Source organism: Halolamina salina (assembly GCF_054653455.1).
The window spans coordinates 1,380,957-1,398,796 of the sequence record NZ_BAAIGE010000002.1 but is presented as its reverse complement, the minus strand read 5'-3'; the positions used below and the strand labels follow the sequence as shown (position 1 = coordinate 1,398,796).

At 70.4% G+C, this 17,840-nt stretch carries 18 protein-coding genes; 11 read left to right on the top strand and 7 right to left on the bottom strand.

The window, feature by feature from the left end:
* The first annotated feature begins 25 nt into the window (after positions 1-25).
* On the top strand, positions 26-430 hold the full coding sequence (locus tag ACYQZ5_RS07670) for a hypothetical protein (protein WP_459845715.1): 405 nt from the start codon (positions 26-28) through the stop codon (positions 428-430).
* 4 nt (positions 431-434) lie between these two features.
* Here the strand turns inward: ACYQZ5_RS07670 and ACYQZ5_RS07665 are convergent, their stop codons facing one another.
* The 3 genes from ACYQZ5_RS07665 to ACYQZ5_RS07655 are packed head-to-tail and all read right to left on the bottom strand — an operon-like array spanning position 435 to position 2,221.
* Complete coding sequence (locus ACYQZ5_RS07665; protein WP_379733375.1) at positions 435-920, bottom strand: double winged helix-containing putative transcriptional regulator; 486 nt, start codon at positions 918-920, stop codon at positions 435-437.
* Positions 921-923: 3 nt separating this feature from the next.
* Positions 924-1,859 carry a methenyltetrahydromethanopterin cyclohydrolase gene (mch, locus tag ACYQZ5_RS07660; RefSeq protein ID WP_459845713.1) on the bottom strand — a complete coding sequence of 312 codons (936 nt, stop codon included), beginning with the start codon at positions 1,857-1,859 and terminating at the stop codon, positions 924-926.
* A 35-nt stretch (positions 1,860-1,894) separates the two neighbouring features.
* Positions 1,895-2,221 (bottom strand): MTH1187 family thiamine-binding protein, encoded by a 327-nt coding sequence (locus tag ACYQZ5_RS07655; protein ID WP_379733063.1) that lies wholly within the window; start codon positions 2,219-2,221, stop codon positions 1,895-1,897.
* A gap of 79 nt (positions 2,222-2,300) precedes the next feature.
* Between ACYQZ5_RS07655 and ACYQZ5_RS07650 the strand changes: the two genes are divergently transcribed.
* From ACYQZ5_RS07650 to ACYQZ5_RS07620, 7 genes are all read left to right on the top strand, one after another.
* The gene (locus ACYQZ5_RS07650; RefSeq protein WP_459845711.1) at positions 2,301-2,945 is read left to right on the top strand and encodes a hypothetical protein; all 645 of its coding nucleotides are present in this window, start codon (positions 2,301-2,303) and stop codon (positions 2,943-2,945) included.
* A gap of 181 nt (positions 2,946-3,126) precedes the next feature.
* Positions 3,127-4,245 carry a PstS family phosphate ABC transporter substrate-binding protein gene (locus ACYQZ5_RS07645; RefSeq protein ID WP_379732264.1) on the top strand — a complete coding sequence of 373 codons (1,119 nt, stop codon included), beginning with the start codon at positions 3,127-3,129 and terminating at the stop codon, positions 4,243-4,245.
* 48 nt (positions 4,246-4,293) lie between these two features.
* Positions 4,294-5,451 carry a phosphate ABC transporter permease subunit PstC gene (gene pstC, locus ACYQZ5_RS07640; protein WP_379732265.1) on the top strand — a complete coding sequence of 386 codons (1,158 nt, stop codon included), beginning with the start codon at positions 4,294-4,296 and terminating at the stop codon, positions 5,449-5,451.
* Positions 5,448-7,052 carry a phosphate ABC transporter permease PstA gene (gene pstA / locus ACYQZ5_RS07635; RefSeq protein ID WP_459845708.1) on the top strand — a complete coding sequence of 535 codons (1,605 nt, stop codon included), beginning with the start codon at positions 5,448-5,450 and terminating at the stop codon, positions 7,050-7,052. The genes pstC and pstA overlap by 4 nt, the downstream gene beginning before the upstream one ends.
* On the top strand, positions 7,045-7,941 hold the full coding sequence (pstB, locus tag ACYQZ5_RS07630; protein ID WP_379732459.1) for a phosphate ABC transporter ATP-binding protein PstB: 897 nt from the start codon (positions 7,045-7,047) through the stop codon (positions 7,939-7,941). The genes pstA and pstB overlap by 8 nt, the downstream gene beginning before the upstream one ends.
* Entirely contained in the window at positions 7,941-8,924 is a 984-nt protein-coding gene (locus tag ACYQZ5_RS07625; protein WP_459845705.1) for an AbrB/MazE/SpoVT family DNA-binding domain-containing protein, read from the top strand. The genes pstB and ACYQZ5_RS07625 overlap by 1 nt, the downstream gene beginning before the upstream one ends.
* Before the next feature lie 78 nt (positions 8,925-9,002).
* Entirely contained in the window at positions 9,003-10,178 is a 1,176-nt protein-coding gene (locus ACYQZ5_RS07620; RefSeq protein WP_379732645.1) for a pyridoxal-phosphate-dependent aminotransferase family protein, read from the top strand.
* Between the two features lie 3 nt (positions 10,179-10,181).
* Here the strand turns inward: ACYQZ5_RS07620 and serB are convergent, their stop codons facing one another.
* The gene (gene serB, locus ACYQZ5_RS07615) at positions 10,182-10,820 is read right to left on the bottom strand and encodes a phosphoserine phosphatase SerB (RefSeq protein ID WP_379818841.1); all 639 of its coding nucleotides are present in this window, start codon (positions 10,818-10,820) and stop codon (positions 10,182-10,184) included.
* Between the two features lie 162 nt (positions 10,821-10,982).
* On the opposite strand from serB, the gene serA reads away from it, so the two are divergent.
* The 3 genes from serA (at position 10,983) to ACYQZ5_RS07600 (ending at position 14,598) form a co-directional block, all read left to right on the top strand.
* Positions 10,983-12,557, top strand: a complete 1,575-nt coding sequence (serA, locus tag ACYQZ5_RS07610; protein WP_459845703.1) for a phosphoglycerate dehydrogenase — start codon at positions 10,983-10,985, stop codon at positions 12,555-12,557.
* Between the two features lie 92 nt (positions 12,558-12,649).
* On the top strand, positions 12,650-13,141 hold the full coding sequence (locus ACYQZ5_RS07605) for a molybdopterin-dependent oxidoreductase (protein ID WP_379731647.1): 492 nt from the start codon (positions 12,650-12,652) through the stop codon (positions 13,139-13,141).
* A 74-nt stretch (positions 13,142-13,215) separates the two neighbouring features.
* Positions 13,216-14,598: a M20/M25/M40 family metallo-hydrolase gene (locus tag ACYQZ5_RS07600; protein WP_379731648.1), complete on the top strand. Its 1,383-nt coding sequence runs from the start codon at positions 13,216-13,218 to the stop codon at positions 14,596-14,598.
* Here the strand turns inward: ACYQZ5_RS07600 and ACYQZ5_RS07595 are convergent.
* The 3 genes from ACYQZ5_RS07595 to ACYQZ5_RS07585 form a co-directional block, all read right to left on the bottom strand.
* A complete protein-coding gene (locus ACYQZ5_RS07595) occupies positions 14,595-15,497 on the bottom strand; it encodes a hypothetical protein (protein WP_379731649.1) in 903 nt (300 codons plus the stop codon). The two genes, ACYQZ5_RS07600 and ACYQZ5_RS07595, sit on opposite strands and share 4 nt — an antisense overlap.
* A gap of 72 nt (positions 15,498-15,569) precedes the next feature.
* Positions 15,570-16,145 carry a response regulator gene (locus tag ACYQZ5_RS07590; RefSeq protein ID WP_379731650.1) on the bottom strand — a complete coding sequence of 192 codons (576 nt, stop codon included), beginning with the start codon at positions 16,143-16,145 and terminating at the stop codon, positions 15,570-15,572.
* A gap of 60 nt (positions 16,146-16,205) precedes the next feature.
* Positions 16,206-17,813 carry an ATP-binding protein gene (locus ACYQZ5_RS07585; RefSeq protein ID WP_379818845.1) on the bottom strand — a complete coding sequence of 536 codons (1,608 nt, stop codon included), beginning with the start codon at positions 17,811-17,813 and terminating at the stop codon, positions 16,206-16,208.
* Positions 17,814-17,840 lie beyond the last annotated feature (27 nt).

The following is a 17,840-nucleotide window of genomic DNA, read 5'->3' as shown; positions in this document are numbered from 1 at the left end:
GCCGGACAGCCTCGTTTGAAGGGATATGGAGTCGACCGGGAAGCGACGGCTGGCGCGGTTCGGCGCCGGCGCCCTGCTCGCTACGGCCGTCACGGCGGTCGTCCAGAGCCTGCTCGTCGGCGAGGGCGTCGCCGCCGCGGAGCCGTACGCCGTCGCGGTCGGCCTCGGGGTCGCGATGCCGGTGCTGCTCTCGGGCGCGTACCCGCTGACGAACGTCGACGACCGGCGGACGCGGGCGACGCTCGCGGTCGCCGAGAGCGCCGCCGGAGTCGCGGTCGGCGTCGCCGCGGTCGCGGTGCTGCTCGCGGTCGAACTGCCGGCCGTGATCCCGGTCGGCGGCGCCGCTGCCGGGGCGTACCTCGGCGGCGTCGCGGCCCGCGCGCTCGTGCTCGGCCGCCTCGCGGCCGACGGACTCACGGCCCGCGAGTGATCGGTCAGGCGGCGACGTAGCCGTCGTCCGTCCGCTCGGCCAGATCCAGTAGTACCAGCCAGTCGAGCAGCCGCTCGGTGCGGTCGGTCCAGTGGTCGACCCACTGCCGGCGGCGCTCGCGCTCCCAGCCCGGAACGGTGTCGCGCAGGCGGTCGAAGACCGCTTCGGCGTGGAGCGGTTCGCCTGCGTCCTGCAGGACTGAAAGCGTCTCGCTCGCGCCGAACACGCGCTCGCGGAACGACTCGCGAATATTCTCGGGCGTCGGCTCGCGCTGGGTGCGCTTGAACCCAGAATCGGTCTCCACGACCAACTCTAACGCGCGGAGGAACGTGAGCCACGTCCGTGCCACGTCGCGGCTCTCGTGGCCCTCGCGGCGCATCAGCCGGGCACAGCAGTCGTTCTCCGAGCCGGGGACCAGCGGCACCGCCGACTGGGCGTCGGCCACTGCGTCGAGGTCGGTCGGCGCCTCGGGGAGCGGTTTGAGCCGCACGGCTCAGAAGCCGAAGCTCTCCGCCAGCAGCGCCTCGTTGCGCTCGCCGAAGCGGTACGTCGGCCCGTCGACCACGTCGACGGTGGCCGCCGCGGGGCCGAACACCGACGCCGGCAGCGCCTCGAAGTCCCAGTCGTGGGCCCCGAAGATGTCGGCGAATGGGCGGCCGAACTCCTCGCCGGCGGCGGAGGTGATCGACTCGAACGCGTCGGCGTCGTCGCCGGTGACGGTGAGGTGGACCTCGCCGCCGTAGGCCAGCGCGTCGTTCGTCCGGGCCATCGCCTCGCTCTCGTCGTAGCCGACGGGCGCGACGGGCGCGGTGCCGGAGACCGACAGCACGTCGTTGGGGTCGTAGCCCGCCTCGAACAGCTGCCAGACCGCCATCTCCGGGGCGCGGGCGCCGGCGGCGACGCTGCCGGCGATCGAGCCCAGCGCGAACGTCGGCAGGAACACGCCGCTCTCCTCGACGCCAGCGAGGTCGGCGACGTGGGCCGCGATCTGGTCGTCCGGGAGTTCGATGCTCTCGACGGCCAGCACGGTCAGGTCGAACTCGTCGTAGTACCCCACGGCCTCGAACTCGCTCTCGCGGCCGACCAGCGCCCGGGCGGGGCCGGAGCCGAGCCCGTCGAACACGTCGAAGTCCAGTTCCCAGCCCGCCTTCTGCGAGCACAGCAGCGCGATCCCGGGGTGGTCAGTCGACAGTTCGACGTGGGGGACGGGCGCGCCGTCGACACGGCCCATCCGGGTCGTAATCGTCGACAGCCCCGCGGTCTGGATCTCCGCGAGCAGCACGCCCGCCTCGATCCCGCCGTCGGCGTCGACGCCGAAGTCCAGCACGGTCGCGCCCGAGTCGAGTTCGTAGGGCGCGACGTTGAGCTCGTCGGCGAAGTCGAGCGCCTCGTCGACCAGCTCGACCGCCATCCGGTTGATGCTCTCCATACGCCTTACTCCCGCGTCACCGCGTAAAGGGGTTTTCAGTCCCTATCGCTTGGCCGCTCGCTCCGTGCCGCCCGGCCCAGCGCGTCCTCCACGGACTCGACTTTCGACGCCGCGCTCGCGTCGCTGTCCCGCTTGTCGTCGATCTTCAGGAACGTGCTCACGCGGTCGCCGTCGACGGCCTCGTGGGCGGCCTGCGCGGCCGTGAACAGTTCGCCGATCTCGTCGGCCTCGATGGTGGTCCCCATCGGCGTCGTTTCGTAGGAGACGTCGAAGTCTTCGAGCGCGTCGACGGCTTTCGCGACTTCTGGACCCATCGACTCGTCGGTCGCCGGTGCGACGGAGAGGAACGCAACGACGGTCATGGCCGGCCGTTGGCCCCCGCGGGACTTCGCTCTACCGGCGACCGGAACGCTGAGGCCGACGGCCGCACACGCCGGGACCGTGACCGACGAGATCGAGGCCCCCCGGGACGCCGCCGCGGTCGCGCGGCGCTACCTCCGCGTCGAGCGACTGGTCAGCGGCGCCGTCGCGCTCGGGATCGGGATCGCCGGCGCGGCGGCGTTCCTCTATCTTCCGCCGCTGTGGGCGCTGGTCCCCATCGTCGCCCTCGTCGCGCTGGCGCGGGCGCCCGTGTTCCGCTCGGGCGGTCGTGCCCGCCTGCGAACCGACGACGATCCCGAGGGAGTCCGCGACGCGTTCGCGGGGCCGACGCCGCCGCCGCTGGCGCTGCAGTGGGGGGTCGCCGACGACGTTCGGGCCGACGACGGCGGCGCCGCGTACGACCTCTCCTACCTGTTCGGCCTCCGGAGCGTCGAGATGCAGGTCGATAGCGAGGTCGTCGAGAACGTGACCGAGCCGGACCGCGTGGAACTGAGAGTGACGGTCGACGGGCAGCCGTGGGGCACGTACACCGCGTGGATCGAGCCTGTCGAGGGGGGCACCGGGATCACCGTCGAGGTGCAGTCCGACCGGAAGTTCGGCCTCCGGCGGCTCCCCCAGCACCTCGTCGCGCGGCGGTATCGCGACGACGCGCTGGCGGCACAGGGGTACGAGACGGTCGAGCGGTCGTTCTCGCTCTCCCAGTAGCGCCGGTGGGGCGCCGGGACCGCGCGGCTCCCGAGGCGCTCTTAGAGGAGTACGGAGGAGTATATAGCCTCCAGCATGGGACCGTACCACACGGAGGGTAAACGGACCGCTGTAGGGTTATTGTACCATCAAATACTCCTATTATAAACTGCTTTACTAATCCCCCCACCCGACTCAGGTGATGGCACCCGACCCGGAGGCAGGACGAGTATCGCGGCGGAAATTCATCGCGGCGACCGGCGTCGCGGGCGTGGCCGGCGTCGCCGGTTGTTCGGGCGGTAGCGGAACCGACACCGAGGCCGGCGGCTCCGGCGGCTCAGGCTCGGGGAGTTCGAACGGGCTGGACACCTCCGTTCTGACGGGCGACGGTTCCTCGACGGTGTTCCCGATCACGAGCACCGCGTCGAGCTACTGGAACTCAAACCCCGAGGCCGGCGACGAGGACTACTGGCCCCAGGAGTGGGCCGACGAGTACGGCACCGACATGCGGCTGGCGGACTACTTCGCGAGCGACTACGGCTACGAGGCGACCGAGCAGCGCTCGGTGCCGCCGTTCCGGGTCAGTATCGCGCTGAGCCACTCCGGCACGGGGATCGAGGGCGTGATGGAGGGTCGCGTCGACATCGGCGACTCCAGCGCGCCGGCCGCAGCCGAGCTCGCGGGCAGCGACCCCTCCGAGGAGACGCTGAACAACTTCACCGACCACGTCGTCGGCGTCGACGGCCAGCCGATCGTCGTCAGCCGCGAGATCGCCGACGCCGGTGTCGAGAGCATCACCATCGAGGAGCTCCGCGCGATCTACCGGCAGGAGATCACTAACTGGAACGAGGTCGGCGGCCCCGACCGGGAGATCCTCGCCCTCGGCCGCGCGGAGGGATCCGGGACCGACACCGCGTTCCGGAACAACGTGTACGGTGATCCCAACGCGCCGATCAGCCCCGACCAGCGCTTCGGGCAGAACCAGCAGCTCCAGCAGGCCATCGGGCAGGCCGACAACGCCATCGCCTACATCGCGCTGGCGTTCGTCGAGCCGGACGGCGCGACGCCGCCGATCGGCCTCGAGATCGACGGCACCCTGTACGAGTACGGCGAGAACCTCGGCTCCCAGGACTACCCGCTGTCGCGTGACCTCCACGCCTACACGTGGGAGGGAACGTCCCGGAAGGAGGCCGCCTTCCTGAACTTCGTGCTGAGCGACTTCGGGCAGGAGAACTTCGTCGCCGCGAACAACTACTTCCAGCTCCCCGACGACCGGCTCGAAACCCAACGGGAGAAAGTCGCGGCGTCGAACTACGAGTAACGCCCCGCCCCGCGCGATCGGCCCTCCCGATTTATCACTGATGCATCCATGACGCAGCTACTCCCGCCGCCACGAGAGGTACCGACGCGGCTCCGCGGGGCCGTCGCCCGACACACCGAACGCACGAGACAGCGGGCACGCGACTACCGATCCCGGACCGACGACGGCGCCATCGCGATGCACGGCCTCGTCGCCGCGTCGGTGCTCACGACGTTCCTGCTGTTCCTCGCCGGCTCGCGGTGGACCGTGCTCCCGGTGCTGACGTTCCTCGGGACGATGAGCGTCGGCTGGCTCCGCTATCAGGCGGAGGCCGCCAAGGCCCTGACGTTCCTCACGACCGTCGCGACGGTCTCGATCCTGACGCTGATCGTCGCGTTCCTGCTCTACGAGTCGATCCCCGCGGTCCGCGCGATGGGGGTGGACCTGTTCACGCGGGTCCGCAACCCCGCGATGGAGACCCCCACCCTCGGGCAGGGGCTGTGGGGCCGCGGCGGCGTCTGGTCGCTCACGCCGATGATGCTCGGCACCGCGATCACGACCGTCGTCGCGACGCTGATCGCGGCGCCGATCGGCGTCGCCGGCGCGGTATTCGTCAGCGAGATCGCCCCCGGGCGCGTCCGCGAGGTCGTCAAACCCGGCATCGAACTGATGGCCGGGATCCCCTCGATCACGTACGGGTTCATCGGCCTCACGATCGTGAACCAGTACTTCTACGCCGAGTTCGGCACCCCGACCATCGGGACGTACTTCGCGGCCGGGCTGATGATCGGCATCATGGCGCTGCCGACGGTGGTCACCGTCGCCGAGGACGCGCTCAACGCCGTCCCCGAGTCGATCAAAAGCGGCGCGCTCGCGATGGGATCGACGAGCTGGCAGACCACCAAGAGCGTCACCATCCCCGCCGGGCTGTCGGGCGTCTCCGCGGGCGTCCTGCTCGGCGTCGGCCGGGCGATGGGCGAGACGATGGCCGCGACGGTGATGCTCACCCACACGAAGGGGTTCCCCTCGCCCGTGTTCGACGTGTTCTCGCGCTACGGCGAGACGCTCACCACGGTCATCGCGTTCGAGGGCGGCAACGCCAGCGGCATCCACATGAGCGCGCTGTTCGCGGCCGGCGTCGTCCTGTTCGTGATGGTGATGCTGTTGAGCGTCACCTCGCAGTACGTCGAGTGGCGGATGCACCAGAAGCTCGGAGGTGAGCGATGAGCAACGTCGAACGGACCCGGCTCGCCGGCGCTGACTCGCCGGTCGGCGACCTCGTGTCGACCGGGATCCTCGCCGTCGCGGTGCTCACCTTCCTCACGTCGTGGGTGCTGCTGCTCCAGTGGGTCGACGAGACGGCGACCGTCGCCGGGCTGAGCGTGCTGAAGCTGCTGGGCGTCGGCCTCGTCGCCGTCGGCGGCGGCCTCGCGTTCCTCGGCGTTGGCTCGCGGTTCGACTACGTCGATACTGCGCCGTCGTCGACGGCCGGGGTCGCCGTCGGCGTCGTGTTCGGGCTGCTCTGGGCGGTCGTCGGCGGTCTCGCGGCCACGTCCGCCCTCGGGAACGACACCGCCCTGTGGCTCCCCGTCGCCGTCCTCGTCGGGGGAGCCGGCTTCCTCGCGTCGGTGCTGCCGAGCGAGGACGTGGGCTCGACGCTCCCGGTCGCGGGGATACTGATCCTGCTCGGCGGCTTCGTCACCGTCGGCGGCATCAACGCCGGCTGGACCTGGTCGCCGGCGTGGTCCTCGGCGGAGTTCCCGGGGAGCGAACTCGTGCCGATCCTCGTCGTCTTCGGGACGCTGCTCGGCGCCTGGAGCGCCGGGAAGGCGAAGGCGGGGTTCGGCGCCGAGGGGCGACAGACGGGCGCGTACTACCTCGTCGGCTCGGTCGTGTTCGGGATGCTCGGCGTGCTCGTGCTGCTCGTCGCGTTCGTCGTCACCAACGGGCTGGAGACGATGCTCACGGGGGCGAGCCTCACCGGCGGCCGGCTCACGCTCCCGGTCGTCGGCGTCCGGCTCCCGTGGCCCGAGTTCCCGTTCCTGCTGAACCAGACCGGCGGGCTGTACGTCGAGATTCCGGGCGTCCTGCCCGCGCTGATCGGGACGCTGTGGCTCGTCTTCGGCGCGGTGTCGTTCGCGGTCCCGCTGGGGATCGGCGCCGCGGTGTTCCTGACGGAGTACGCCGAGCGCGGGCGGTTCACGCAGGTCGTCGAGGTCGCGACCAACGGGCTCTGGAGCACGCCGAGCATCGTGTTCGGGCTGTTCGGGCTGGCGTTTCTCGTCCCGCGGATCAGCGGCGGGAACTCGATCATCGTCGGGCAGTTGGTGCTCGGATTCATGCTGCTGCCGCTGGTGCTCATCACCAGCCGGGAGGCGATCCTCGCGGTGCCCGACGCCCACCGCGACGCCAGCGCCGCCCTCGGCGTCACGAAGTGGCAGACGATCAGGAGCGTCGTGCTCCCGGCGGCGATGCCGGGCACCATCACCGGCGTCATCCTCGGCGTCGGCCGAATCGCCGGCGAGACGGCCCCGTTGCTGTTGGTGTTCGGCGGGGCGCCGTACCCGAGCGACTCCCCGAACGTCCTCGGCAGCTTCCAACTCAGCGCTCAGCCGCCGTTCGTGACGAACGAGGCGCTGCTCTCCCCCGCGAGCGCCCTGCCGTACCAGCTGTACTCGACGATCAAGGCCGGCGTGTTCCCCAAGGAGATATTCACCAACACCGAGTTCGGCTGGGGGACCGCCCTCGTGCTGCTGCTGGTCGTCGTCGGCCTCTACGCCGTCGGCGTCGGCAGCCGACTCTACTTCCGGAGGAAACTACATGAGTAAGACAGACACGCGCGACCGCACCGAACAGGGACTGACGACCACCGGCGAGACCAGCGAGCGGGTCCGCGAGGCGTGGACGGAGTACGAGTTCGCGGGCGACGCCAAGCTCGCCGTCGAGGACCTCGACGTGTACTACGGCGACGAGCGGGCGCTCCAGAGCGTCTCGCTGGACGTCCCCGACGAGTCCGTGACTGCGCTGATCGGCCCGTCGGGCTGCGGGAAGTCGACGTTCCTGCGCTGTCTGAACCGCATGAACGACCGGATCGACAGCGCACGCGTCGACGGCTCCGTGCGGCTCGACGGCGAGGAGATATACGGCGACGGCGTGAACCTCGTGGCGCTCCGCAAGCGCGTCGGGATGGTGTTCCAGGAGCCGAACCCCTTCCCGAAATCGATCGCGGACAACATCTCCTACGGGCCGCGGAAACACGGCGACCTCGACACCGGCCTGCTGGCCCGGCTGCTCGGCCGCGACGACACCGAGGAGGAGCGCGAACTGGTCGAGCGAGCGCTCCGCCGCGCCGCGCTCTGGGAGGAGGTCGAGGACCGGCTCGACGACAACGCGCTCGGGCTCTCCGGCGGGCAGCAACAGCGGCTCTGCATCGCGCGCTGTCTCGCTGTCGACCCCGACGTGATCCTGATGGACGAGCCGGCGTCGGCGCTGGACCCCATCGCGACCGCGAAGATCGAGGACCTGATCGAGGAACTGGCCGAGGAGTACGCCGTCGTCGTCGTCACCCACAACATGCAGCAGGCCGCCCGGATCAGCGACCAGACCGCGGTGTTCCTCACCGGGGGCCAACTCGTCGAGTACGGCGAGACCGACCAGATCTTCGAACACCCGCAGAGCCAGCGGGTCGAGGACTACATCACGGGTAAGTTCGGCTGATGGAGACCAGAAAGATCCAGCAGGTCGGCGGCGGGACGTACACCGTCTCGATCCCCATCTCCTGGGCCGAGGAGCACGGCGTCGAGGCCGGCGAGACCGCGTACCTCTACACCCACCGCGACGGCTCGCTGATCGTCCGGTGGGGCGAGCGCGAGGAGACTGCCCTCGGCGCGGTCGACGTCGAGGTCGGCGACGCCGACGCGGCCGCCGATCGGACGCTCGACGCCGCGTACACCGCGGGGTTCGACCGCATCACTTTCCACGGCGTCTCGGCGGCCCAGCGGGAGTCGATCACCGCGCGGGCCCGGACGCTGGTCGGCGTCGACGTGACTGAGGAGTCCGATGATAGCGTCGAAGTCCGGTGGCTGCTGGACGACAGTGACCTCACCGTCCGCCGGTCGGTCGGCCAGCTCCGGTTCGTCGCGGGGTCGATGCACGACGCGGCGATGGCCACGCTCGCGGGCGCGACGGCCGACCCGCGGTCGGTCGGCGACCGGACCGAGGAGACCGACCGGCTCGCCCGGCTGGTCGAGCGCCAGTGCAGCCGGGCGATGGTGCTGTTCGCGGCGCTCGACCGGCTCGACGCCACGCGCCCCCAGCTGTTCGCGCAGTACCGCGCCGCGCGCGAACTCGAACGGGTCGGGACCGACGCCGCCGAGATCGCCCGCGCCGCCCGTCGGTTGGGTCCGACCGTGTCGCCCGACCTCGCCGCCGAGGTTCGGACCGTCGGCGACGACGCCCGCGAGGCCGTCGAGATGGCGGCCGACGCGGTCGTCGACGGCGGCTCGACCGCGACGGCACGCGAGGTGCTGCGCCGGGCCGAACGCGCGGCGGACGCGGCGCGGGGACTCCGCCGAGCGGTGGCGGTCGAGGGACCGCCGGACGGGATCCTGCTCACTCGGGCGCTCGACAGCGTGGTCCGGACCACCAGCCGCGCGGAGACGCTCGGCGAGGTCGCCCTCCAGCGCGGCGTTCGGTCCTGACACCGTTTCCCTGCCTCGTGTTAACACGACCACCGCCAACGGCGGGCTTAACACCCACGGCGTGAACTATCCACACACATGCGAGAGGACTTCCTGCTTCTCAACCCCGGGCCAGTCCCGATGAGCGCCGAGGCGCGCGAGGCGATGAGCGAGCCGATGGTCTCCCACCGCTCGGCGGCGTTCGAGGCGGTGTACGAGCGCGCACAGGACGGGCTGGAGTACGTGTTCGAGCGCTCGACGCCCGAGGAGGCGCGAGCGGCCCAGGGCGGCGAGGCGCTGGTCCTCAACGGGACGGCGACGATGGGGATGGAGGCCGCCGTCGCGAACCTCGTCGACGGGGACGACGAACTCGTCGCGGTCGTCAACGGGAAGTTCGGCCGGCGGTTCAAGCGCATCGCCGAGCGCCACTGCGAGGTGTCGGCAGTCGAGTTCGACTGGGGCGACCCCGTCGACGTGGACGCGGTCGCCGACGCGGTGACCGACGAGACTGAAGTTGTAACGGTCGTCCACAACGAGACGAGCACGGGACTGCTGAACCCCGTCCCGGAGATCGGCGAGATCGCCGCGGAGCACGACGCCCGCTACGTCGTCGACGGCGTCACCTCGATCGGCGGCGACGAGTTCCGGATCGACGACTGGGGGGTCGACATCGCGGTCACGGACGGGCAGAAGGCGCTCGCGGCGCCGCCGGGAATCTCCGCGCTGTACGTCGCCGACGGCGTCGACGCCCACGTCGACGGCGAGGGGGCGCCGTTCTACGAGGACCTCGACTGGCACAGCCGGAAGGCGAGCCAGCACCAGACCCCCTTCACCAGCGCGGTGCCGCTGTTCCGCGGGCTCGCGGTCGCGGTCGAGGAGATCCAAGCCGAGGGGATGGGCGACCGCATCGCCCGCCACCGCCGGCAGTCGACCGCGTTCCGCGAGGCGATGTGGGCGATGGGGTTGGAGTCGTTCCCGGAACTGAACGACGAGAGCAGCTACTCGAACACGCTGACGGCGATCGAACTCCCTGAGGGTGCACGCGAGGAAGACAGCGGCGCGTTCTTCGACGCCGTGGTGGAGCGCGGCGTGTCGATCTCGGGCGGGCAGGCCCACCTCGGCGGCGAGATATTCCGCGTGAGCAACATGGGGAACCTCACGAGTGACCAACTGCTGCGGGGGGTCCGGACGATCGGCGAGGCGTTCGAGCAGGTCGGCGTCGACGTGGACACCGAGGCGGGGGTCGAGACCGCGCGGCGGGAACTGGACGCGTAAGCGTCAGTCGAGCAGCCCGGTCCGCTCGAACAGCCCTTCCAGCGCGTCCATCGTCGTCACCACGTCGTCGCAGTGCGGTTCGACCGCGTCCTTCGGCTCGAACCCGACCGCGTGGCCCGCCGCCTTCAGCATCGGTAGATCGTTCGCGCCGTCGCCGACCGCGACGGTGGTCGCGAGATCGGCGCCGTACTCCGTACAGAGATCCGCGAGCGCGTCGTCTTTCGTCCCCTCGATCAGCGGTCCCTCGACCTCGCCCGTGAGTTCGCCGTCCGCGGTCGGGAGGTCGTTGGCGACGATCCGGTCGACGCTTGCGCCGTCGCGTTCGAGGGCCGCCTCGACGCCGGGGGTGAAGCCGCCGGTGAGGATCGCCGTCGTGTGGCCGGCGTCCTGCAGCCGTTCGAGTACGTCGGCGGCGCCCCGCCGGAGCGCGGTCTCCTCGTACGCCGCGGCGGCCTCGTGGTCGGGCAGCCCTTCGAGCATCGCCGCGCGCTCCCGGAGGCTCTCGGCGTAGGAGAGTTCCCCGCGCATCGCGCGGGCGGTGATGTCGCCGATCGCCTCGGCGACGCCGTACCGTTCGCCCAGTGCCACCAGCATCTCCGCCTCGGAGAGCGTGCCGTCGAAGTCGAACGCGACGAGGGTCACGGGCGTACTGCGTCGTCGGGGGTAATCGGTGTTTCCCTGTGGACGTTTCTGTGTATCGGACTCATCCAGTCTGACAATCTATACACGCACCTGTATATTTATCGTGGGTGTCGGTGTCACGCTGGAGAAAGCGTTAACCCCCGTGGAGAGTTCACTCGGGGCATGAAGGTACTCATCACGGACCCGATCGCCGACGCCGGGATCGAACGGCTCCGGGCGGCGGGCCACGAGGTCGTCACCGCCTACGACGCCGCCGGCACGGCGCTGCTCGACGCCGTCGCCGACGCCGACGCGCTGATCGTCCGCTCCGGCACCGACGTGACCGAGGAGCTGTTCGCGGCCGCGCCGAAGCTCCAGATCGTCGGCCGCGCGGGCATCGGCGTCGACAACATCGACATCGACGCCGCCACCGACCACGGCGTGATCGTCGCGAACGCGCCCGAGGGGAACGTCCGCGCCGCCGCCGAGCACACCGTCGGGATGACGTTCGCGACCGCGCGATCGATCCCGCAGGCCCACGGGCGCATGGTCGAGGGCGCGTGGGCGAAAGGGGAGTTCCTCGGCACCGAACTCAACGGCAAGACGCTCGGCATCGTCGGCCTCGGCCGCGTCGGGCAGGAGGCCGCCAAGCGCCTCGGCGCACTGGGGATGGAGCTGGTGGCCTACGACCCCTACATCAGCGAGGAGCGCGCCGAGCAGATCGGCGCCGAACTGGTCGAACTCGACGAGTGTATCGACCGCGCGGAGTTCCTCACGGTCCACGTCCCACTGACCGACGAGACGGAGGGGCTGATCGGCGAGGAGGAACTCGCACAGATGGAGGACGGCTACGTGATCAACGTCGCCCGCGGCGGCGTCGTCGACGAGGCGGCGCTGGCGGACGCGGTCGAGGACGGCGTCGTCGCCGGCGCCGCGCTGGACGTGTTCACCGACGAGCCGCTCCCGGAGGGGTCGCGCCTCCGGGAGGTCGAGGACATCGTGCTGACCCCCCACCTCGGCGCCTCGACCGCCGAGGCGCAGGAACACGTCGCCGTCGCGACCGCCGAACAGGTGCTCGCCGCGTTCGCGGGCGAGCCGGTGATGAACGCGCTCAACGCCCCCTCGGTCGACGAGAGCGCGTTCCCGCGGATCGAGCCGTACATCGGCCTCGCGGAGACCGCCGGCCGGGTCGCCGCGGAACTGTTCGACGGCCGGATCGAGACGGTCGAGGTAAGCTACGCCGGCGAGATCGCCGAGGAGGACGTGGAGCTGGTCACCGCCAGCGCGCTGCAGGGGGCGTTCGCGCCGCTTGAGTGGCAGGTGAACGCGGTCAACGCGCCCCGGGTCGCCGAGGAGCGCGGCGTCGACGTGACCGAGACGAAGACTCGAAGCTCCGAGGACTTCCGGAGCCTGCTGACGGTGACTGTCGGCGACGGGACCGACGAGCTCGCGGTGTCGGGGACGCTGTTCACGGGCGAGGAGCCGCGGCTCGTCTCCATCGACGGCTACCGCGTCGACGCGCTCCCGCACGGCCACATGCTCGTCGCGCGCAACGAGGACGCGCCGGGCGTGATCGGCCTGATCGGCACCGTGCTCGGCGAGCACGGCGTCAACATCGCGGGGATGTACAACGCCCGCGAGACGATCGGCGGCGAGGCGCTGACGGTGTACAGCCTCGACGACGACGTGCCCGAGGACGCGCTGGCGGAGCTGACCGGCGACGACCGGATCATCGACGTGCGGCAGCTGTCGCTCTGACTTCCGGCCCGCTTCGCAGATCGGCCGGGTTAGCACCGTTTCCGTACTGGTTCGTGACGGCATTCATTGTCCCGCAGCCACAAGCGCGAGCGATGGACGGACTCCCCGAACACGACGTCCCCGACGAGGTCGAGACCGATGACTGGGCGCTCGCGGTTCGCGGGAGCGTCGGCCAGCCCCGGACGTTCGACGCCGCCGACCTCGCCGACCTCCCGATGGAGACGTTCTCCGAGGACTTCGACTGTGAAGCCGGCTGGGTCGCGGAGGGGCTGTCGTGGCGCGGCGTCCGTGTCGGCGACCTCCTCGACCACGTCGAGCCGTCGCCGGAGAGCCGGTTCGCGCTCGTCCACGCGATGGACGGCGACTACGCCTGTGCCTTCCCGCTCGATCGGCTCGAGAGCGCGGTGCTGGCGCTCGAACTCGACGGCGAACCGCTCCCGACGGTACACGGCGGGCCGGCGCGGTTGATCCCGACCGGCGACGGCGACTGCTGGGAGAGCGTCAAGTGGGTGGCGGCGATCGAACTGGCGGCCGACCGGCCCGAGGACACCGCCCGCGAGATCGCGCTCGGCCGGGTTGAGTGACGCCCACAGGTCGCCGGGTCCGATAGGGATATGCCCCTCCCCGTGCCACCGACACGCATGATCGGTGAGCGTCGATGAGCGGGGCGGCGGAACAGTACGTCGACGACCACGAGGACGAACAGTTGGAGGACCTGTTCTCGCTGCTCGCCCAGCCCTCGATCAGCGCGACCGGGGAGGGCGTCGCCGACTGCGTGGAACTGGTCCAGTCGCTCTGTCGGACGTACGGCTTCGACGACGCGATGCGGGTGGAGACGGCCGGCCAGCCGGCGGTCATCGCCCGCGCCGACGCGGACGAGGAGGCGGTCGAGGGCGAGGAGGCCTCGACCGTGTTCGTCTACGGCCACTACGACGTACAGCCGGCCGACCCCGACGAGTGGACGACGCCGCCGTTCGAGCCGACGATCCGCGAGGGGCCGGACGGCCGTGAGCGCATCTACGCCCGCGGCGCCGGCGACAACAAGGGGCAGTGGTTCGCCCACCTCTGTGCGGTGCGCGCGCTGCGGGAGACGACGGGCCTTCCGATCAACGTCACCCTCCTGCTCGAAGGCGAGGAGGAGAGCGGCAGCCCCAACCTCGACGACGTGGTCCGGGAGTACGCCGACGTGCTGAGCGGCGCCGACCTCGCGTTCGTCGCCGACGGCCCGATCGACGCCTCGGGGCGCCCGCACGTCCTCATGGGCGCCCGCGGGATGCAGTACGTCCAGATCGACGTGACCGGGCCGAACCGCGACCTCCACTCCGGGAACTACGGCGGGCCGGTCCCCAACCCCGCGTGGGAGCTGGTCCGGATCGTCGCCTCGCTGAAGGACGAGTCGGGCCGGGTCGCTGTCGACGGCTTCTACGACGACGTGCGCCCGATCGAGGCGGAGGACCGCGAGGCGCTCGACGCGATGCCGTTCGACGCCGAGGCGATCAAAGCCGACCTCGGCATCGACCGGTTCGCCGAGGGGCCGGGCGACAGCTACCTCGAGAAGCTGCTGTACTACCCCACCTGCAACATCTGTGGCCTCTCCTCGGGCTACGGCGGCGAGGGGAGCAAGACCGTCCTCCCCTCGACGGCGACGCTGAAGATGGACATGCGCCTCGTCGCGGATCAGGACCCCGACGCGATCTACGACGCCTTCGAGGAACACGTCCACGAGCACGCGACCGGCGTCTGTGACGTGGCGGTGACGAAGATGGGCCAGATGCACCCCCAGCGGACGCCGCTTTCCCACCCGATCCGCGAGCCGGTGATGGAGGCCGTCGCGGCCGCGTGGCCGACCGAGCCGATCCTGAAGCCGACCCTCGGCGGCTCGCTGCCGACCGCGGTGTTCGAGCGGGAGTTGGGGCTGCCCTGCGTGACGGTGCCGTACGCGAACGAGGACGAGAACAACCACTCGCCCGACGAGAACCTCGCGCTTTCCTGCTTCCGGAGCGGGATCCGGACCAGCGTCGAGCTGTTCGAGACGCTTTAGAACGCCAGCCCGTCGTCGACGGGCCGTTCCTCGGTCGCGACGACGACGCCGGCGTCCGTGCTGATCTCGGGGTCGGCGTAGTTCAGCACGCCGACGGAGGCGTCGGCGCTCAGCCGGGCTTCGACGGCCGCTTCGGGGTCCGAGACGGTGTCGGGCAGGACGAAGCCGCTGGTGAGGCTGACGCGGTCCTCCTCGGTGTCGGGGACGCCGAACCCGAGTGCGACGGCCGTGGGCGTGGTCTCGCCGACCTCGATCCCGACGTCGTCGCCCATCGAGATCTGGGTGTAGGACTCCTGACCGACCGCGGACTGGATCGAGGCGAGCGGCCCGTCGTTGCTCGTCCGGCGCGCGCCATCCTCGCGGGCGTCGATCAGCGACTCGATCGCCGCCCGGTCCCGGTCGCCGTTCGAGGAGATGGCGATCCGGCTGTCGCCGACGCCGACGAGGTAGGAACTGAGCGTCGCGTCGACGCGGTAGAGCTCGTAGCCGCTGTACGTGCTGTTGACGGTCTCCGCGTCGAGCTCCTGTCGGTAGGCCTCGATCATCGCCGAGCGGTCGAACTCCGCCTCGACGCCGTACAGCGAGGTGGTCCACCCGCCGTTGTAGTAGACGGCATCGAGTTCGCCGAACTCCATGGTCGGCACCGGCGGTTCGAGGAACGCCGCCATCAGGTCGTAGCGGTCGCCGAGCACGTAGCGTGCCTCGGCCAGATCGACCGGCTCCATCGCCCGGATCGACTCGCCGCTCCGGTTGGCGCCGCTGCCCTCCCGTTCGGGGGTCCACCGGCCGTAGACGGTCGCGCTCCCGCCGAGAACGCCGGAACAGCCGGCGAGGCCGGCGAGGGCGGCCGCACTGCCGGCTCGGAGGGCGTCACGTCGCGTCAGCGTGGATCGGTCCATAACGAAGCGTTGCGCTACCGATTCAAAAACGTTTGTCGGTGGAAACTACGAAAGAAAGTCACACGCGTTGTCTCAGACGACGTCGTCGAGCAGGGCGACGAACTCGTCTGAGTCCAGATCGTTGAGATCGTCGCTGAGCACGTCCTCGAGCTCCGCGATCCGGTCGGTGAGCTGTTGGTACCGCTCGTCCTCGGACAGCACGTGGTCGGGGTTCTCGGACTCCAGCGTCGCCCGCTTCTCGACCAGCCGGTAGTACTCCCGGAGCTGGTCGTCCTGCTTGTCCCGGTCGAGCAGCGTCCGGACGGTTTCGTTGAGCTGATCGTGGTCGACCGGCTTGGAGAGGTAGGCGTCGAACGGCATCTCGACGATGTCGAGGTCGGGCGTGACCGCCGTCATCATCACGACCCGGGGGTCGGCCTGCCGGTCCTGCATCGCGTCGAGCACGTCACGCCCCGAGAGCCCGGGCATCATCCGGTCGAGCACCACGACGTCGACTGCCGGATCGAGTATCGATAGCGCCGTCTTGCCGTCCGCGGCCGTCCGCACCTCCCACTCGTCGTCGAGCCAGAGGTCGTAGGTGGCTCGAACGTCGTCGTCGTCCTCGACGACGAGCACGACGGGAGTTCTCGAGGACTCGGTAGGCGCCATCGTACTGTAGAGTGTTCACCCGGCTGACTAAAAGGAATGTGGCCGATTCGGGGAAACGAATCAGGCGTCGTGCTCCCCGTCGTCGCTCCGCGGGAGCGTCACGACGAACCGCGCGCCCTCGGGGTCGTTGTCCCCGACGTGGACGTCGCCGCCGTAGCTGTCGACCATCGTGTCGATGAAGAAGAGGCCGAACCCGGAGCCGCCGGGACCGCCACCGGCCGCGTGGGAGACGCCGCGGCGGAACACCTGATCGCGCTCGGACTCGGGGATGCCCGGGCCGTTGTCGGCGACCTCGATCCGTACCTCGTCGCCGTCCGCGATCGCCCGGACCTCGACCTCTATCTGCTCCTTATCGTTGTGTTCGACGGCGTTCCGCAGGAGGTTCGTCAGCACGTCGTCGAGGATGTCGTCGGCCTCCGCCCGGAGACCGTCCTCGATCGCCGTGTCGACGACGACCTCGGGGTAGTTGCTCCGGAACGTCTCGATCCGCTTGGTCAGCACCCCCGTGAGGTCGACCGGCTCGGTGTCGGTCCCCTCGGCGAGCGTGTCGAGGGCGGTCCGGATCCGGTCGATCTGGTCGGATATCTCGCGGGACCGCGAGAGGATCGTGGTCGCGAACTCCCCGTTGCGGCCCGTCAGCTCCTCGCGCAGGATCTCGGCGCGGGAGTCGATCACCATCATCCCGTTCTGGACGTCGTGGCGAAGCAGCGAGTGGAGGAACTCGAGCTGGTCGGTGCGCTCCTCGAGCTCCCGTTCGCGTTCGCTCTTCTCGCGGGCCAGCCGTTCGGTGCGCTCGCTCAGTAGCTGCTCCCGCTCCTTCCCGGCGGTGATGTCCGGTAGCACGGCGAACGTCTCGTCGTCGGCGACGTGGACCGTCCGCAGGTCGTAGAACCGCCCGTCGGTCAGCCCGTCGTCGTTCCGCGTGCTCGGCGACAGGATTTCGGGCGGGACGCTGATCTCCTCGTGGTAGGGCTCGCCCCTGAGCGTCGCCTGCACGAACTGGTCACGGTCGAACGCGCTGCCTGCCGGGGCGTCGGCGGCGTCGAGCAGTTCGGAGAACCCCACGGTGAACGTCTCCTCGAACGCCGGGTTCTCCCGCCCGGCGCTGAGCCCGCCGTCGTGGTGGTCCAGCGCGACGATCCGGACCGCGGTGTCCTCGAAGAACGACCGGAACCGATCGCGTTCGGCGGTGAGCGCGCGGTGCTCCTGCCGTCGCTGCACGTCGTAGAGGCCGGCGCCGAACGCCGCCACCGAGCCGAGTAACACGCCGTCGGCGGCCAGCACGTACGGCTTGAGTCGCCCCATCGCCCAGAGCTGGAGCAGGATCACGATCGCGTAGATCCCGGTCGCGAGCAGCGTCGCGCCGAGGGTCCACTTCGCCGCGAGCAGCACGTCGCGCTCCGGCCACTCCTGCCGGGAGAGCCAGACGCCGCCCCCCACCAGCAGCAGTGCCAGCGCGATCAGCACGGCGTTCTCTACCAGCGTCGCCGCGACCCCCCAGCCGAGGTTGCTCGTGTCGTCCCAGATGTCGTACGCCGGCACCCCGAGCAGCGCGACTCCGACCGCGCTCACCGCGGCGGCGGCGAGCCGAGCGCGCCGACTCCCCGCGTGTACGCTCCCGTCCGCGGGGAAGTCGACCCAGCCGCTCCCGGAACTGTCACCGCTCATACTACTCCGTCGAATCCGGAGCCGGAT

Coding starts and splice junctions, on each gene's coding strand:
- ACYQZ5_RS07670 (WP_459845715.1), top strand. CDS start 26: ATGGAGTCGACCGGGAAGCGACGGCTGGCGCGGTTCGGCGCCGGCGCC.
- mch (WP_459845713.1), bottom strand. CDS start 1,859: ATGGAGAGCATCAACCGGATGGCGGTCGAGCTGGTCGACGAGGCGCTC.
- ACYQZ5_RS07655 (WP_379733063.1), bottom strand. CDS start 2,221: ATGACCGTCGTTGCGTTCCTCTCCGTCGCACCGGCGACCGACGAGTCG.
- ACYQZ5_RS07645 (WP_379732264.1), top strand. CDS start 3,127: ATGGCACCCGACCCGGAGGCAGGACGAGTATCGCGGCGGAAATTCATC.
- pstC (WP_379732265.1), top strand. CDS start 4,294: ATGACGCAGCTACTCCCGCCGCCACGAGAGGTACCGACGCGGCTCCGC.
- pstA (WP_459845708.1), top strand. CDS start 5,448: ATGAGCAACGTCGAACGGACCCGGCTCGCCGGCGCTGACTCGCCGGTC.
- pstB (WP_379732459.1), top strand. CDS start 7,045: ATGAGTAAGACAGACACGCGCGACCGCACCGAACAGGGACTGACGACC.
- ACYQZ5_RS07625 (WP_459845705.1), top strand. CDS start 7,941: ATGGAGACCAGAAAGATCCAGCAGGTCGGCGGCGGGACGTACACCGTC.
- ACYQZ5_RS07620 (WP_379732645.1), top strand. CDS start 9,003: ATGCGAGAGGACTTCCTGCTTCTCAACCCCGGGCCAGTCCCGATGAGC.
- serA (WP_459845703.1), top strand. CDS start 10,983: ATGAAGGTACTCATCACGGACCCGATCGCCGACGCCGGGATCGAACGG.
- ACYQZ5_RS07605 (WP_379731647.1), top strand. CDS start 12,650: ATGGACGGACTCCCCGAACACGACGTCCCCGACGAGGTCGAGACCGAT.
- ACYQZ5_RS07600 (WP_379731648.1), top strand. CDS start 13,216: ATGAGCGGGGCGGCGGAACAGTACGTCGACGACCACGAGGACGAACAG.
- ACYQZ5_RS07595 (WP_379731649.1), bottom strand. CDS start 15,497: ATGGACCGATCCACGCTGACGCGACGTGACGCCCTCCGAGCCGGCAGT.
- ACYQZ5_RS07590 (WP_379731650.1), bottom strand. CDS start 16,145: ATGGCGCCTACCGAGTCCTCGAGAACTCCCGTCGTGCTCGTCGTCGAG.
- ACYQZ5_RS07585 (WP_379818845.1), bottom strand. CDS start 17,813: ATGAGCGGTGACAGTTCCGGGAGCGGCTGGGTCGACTTCCCCGCGGAC.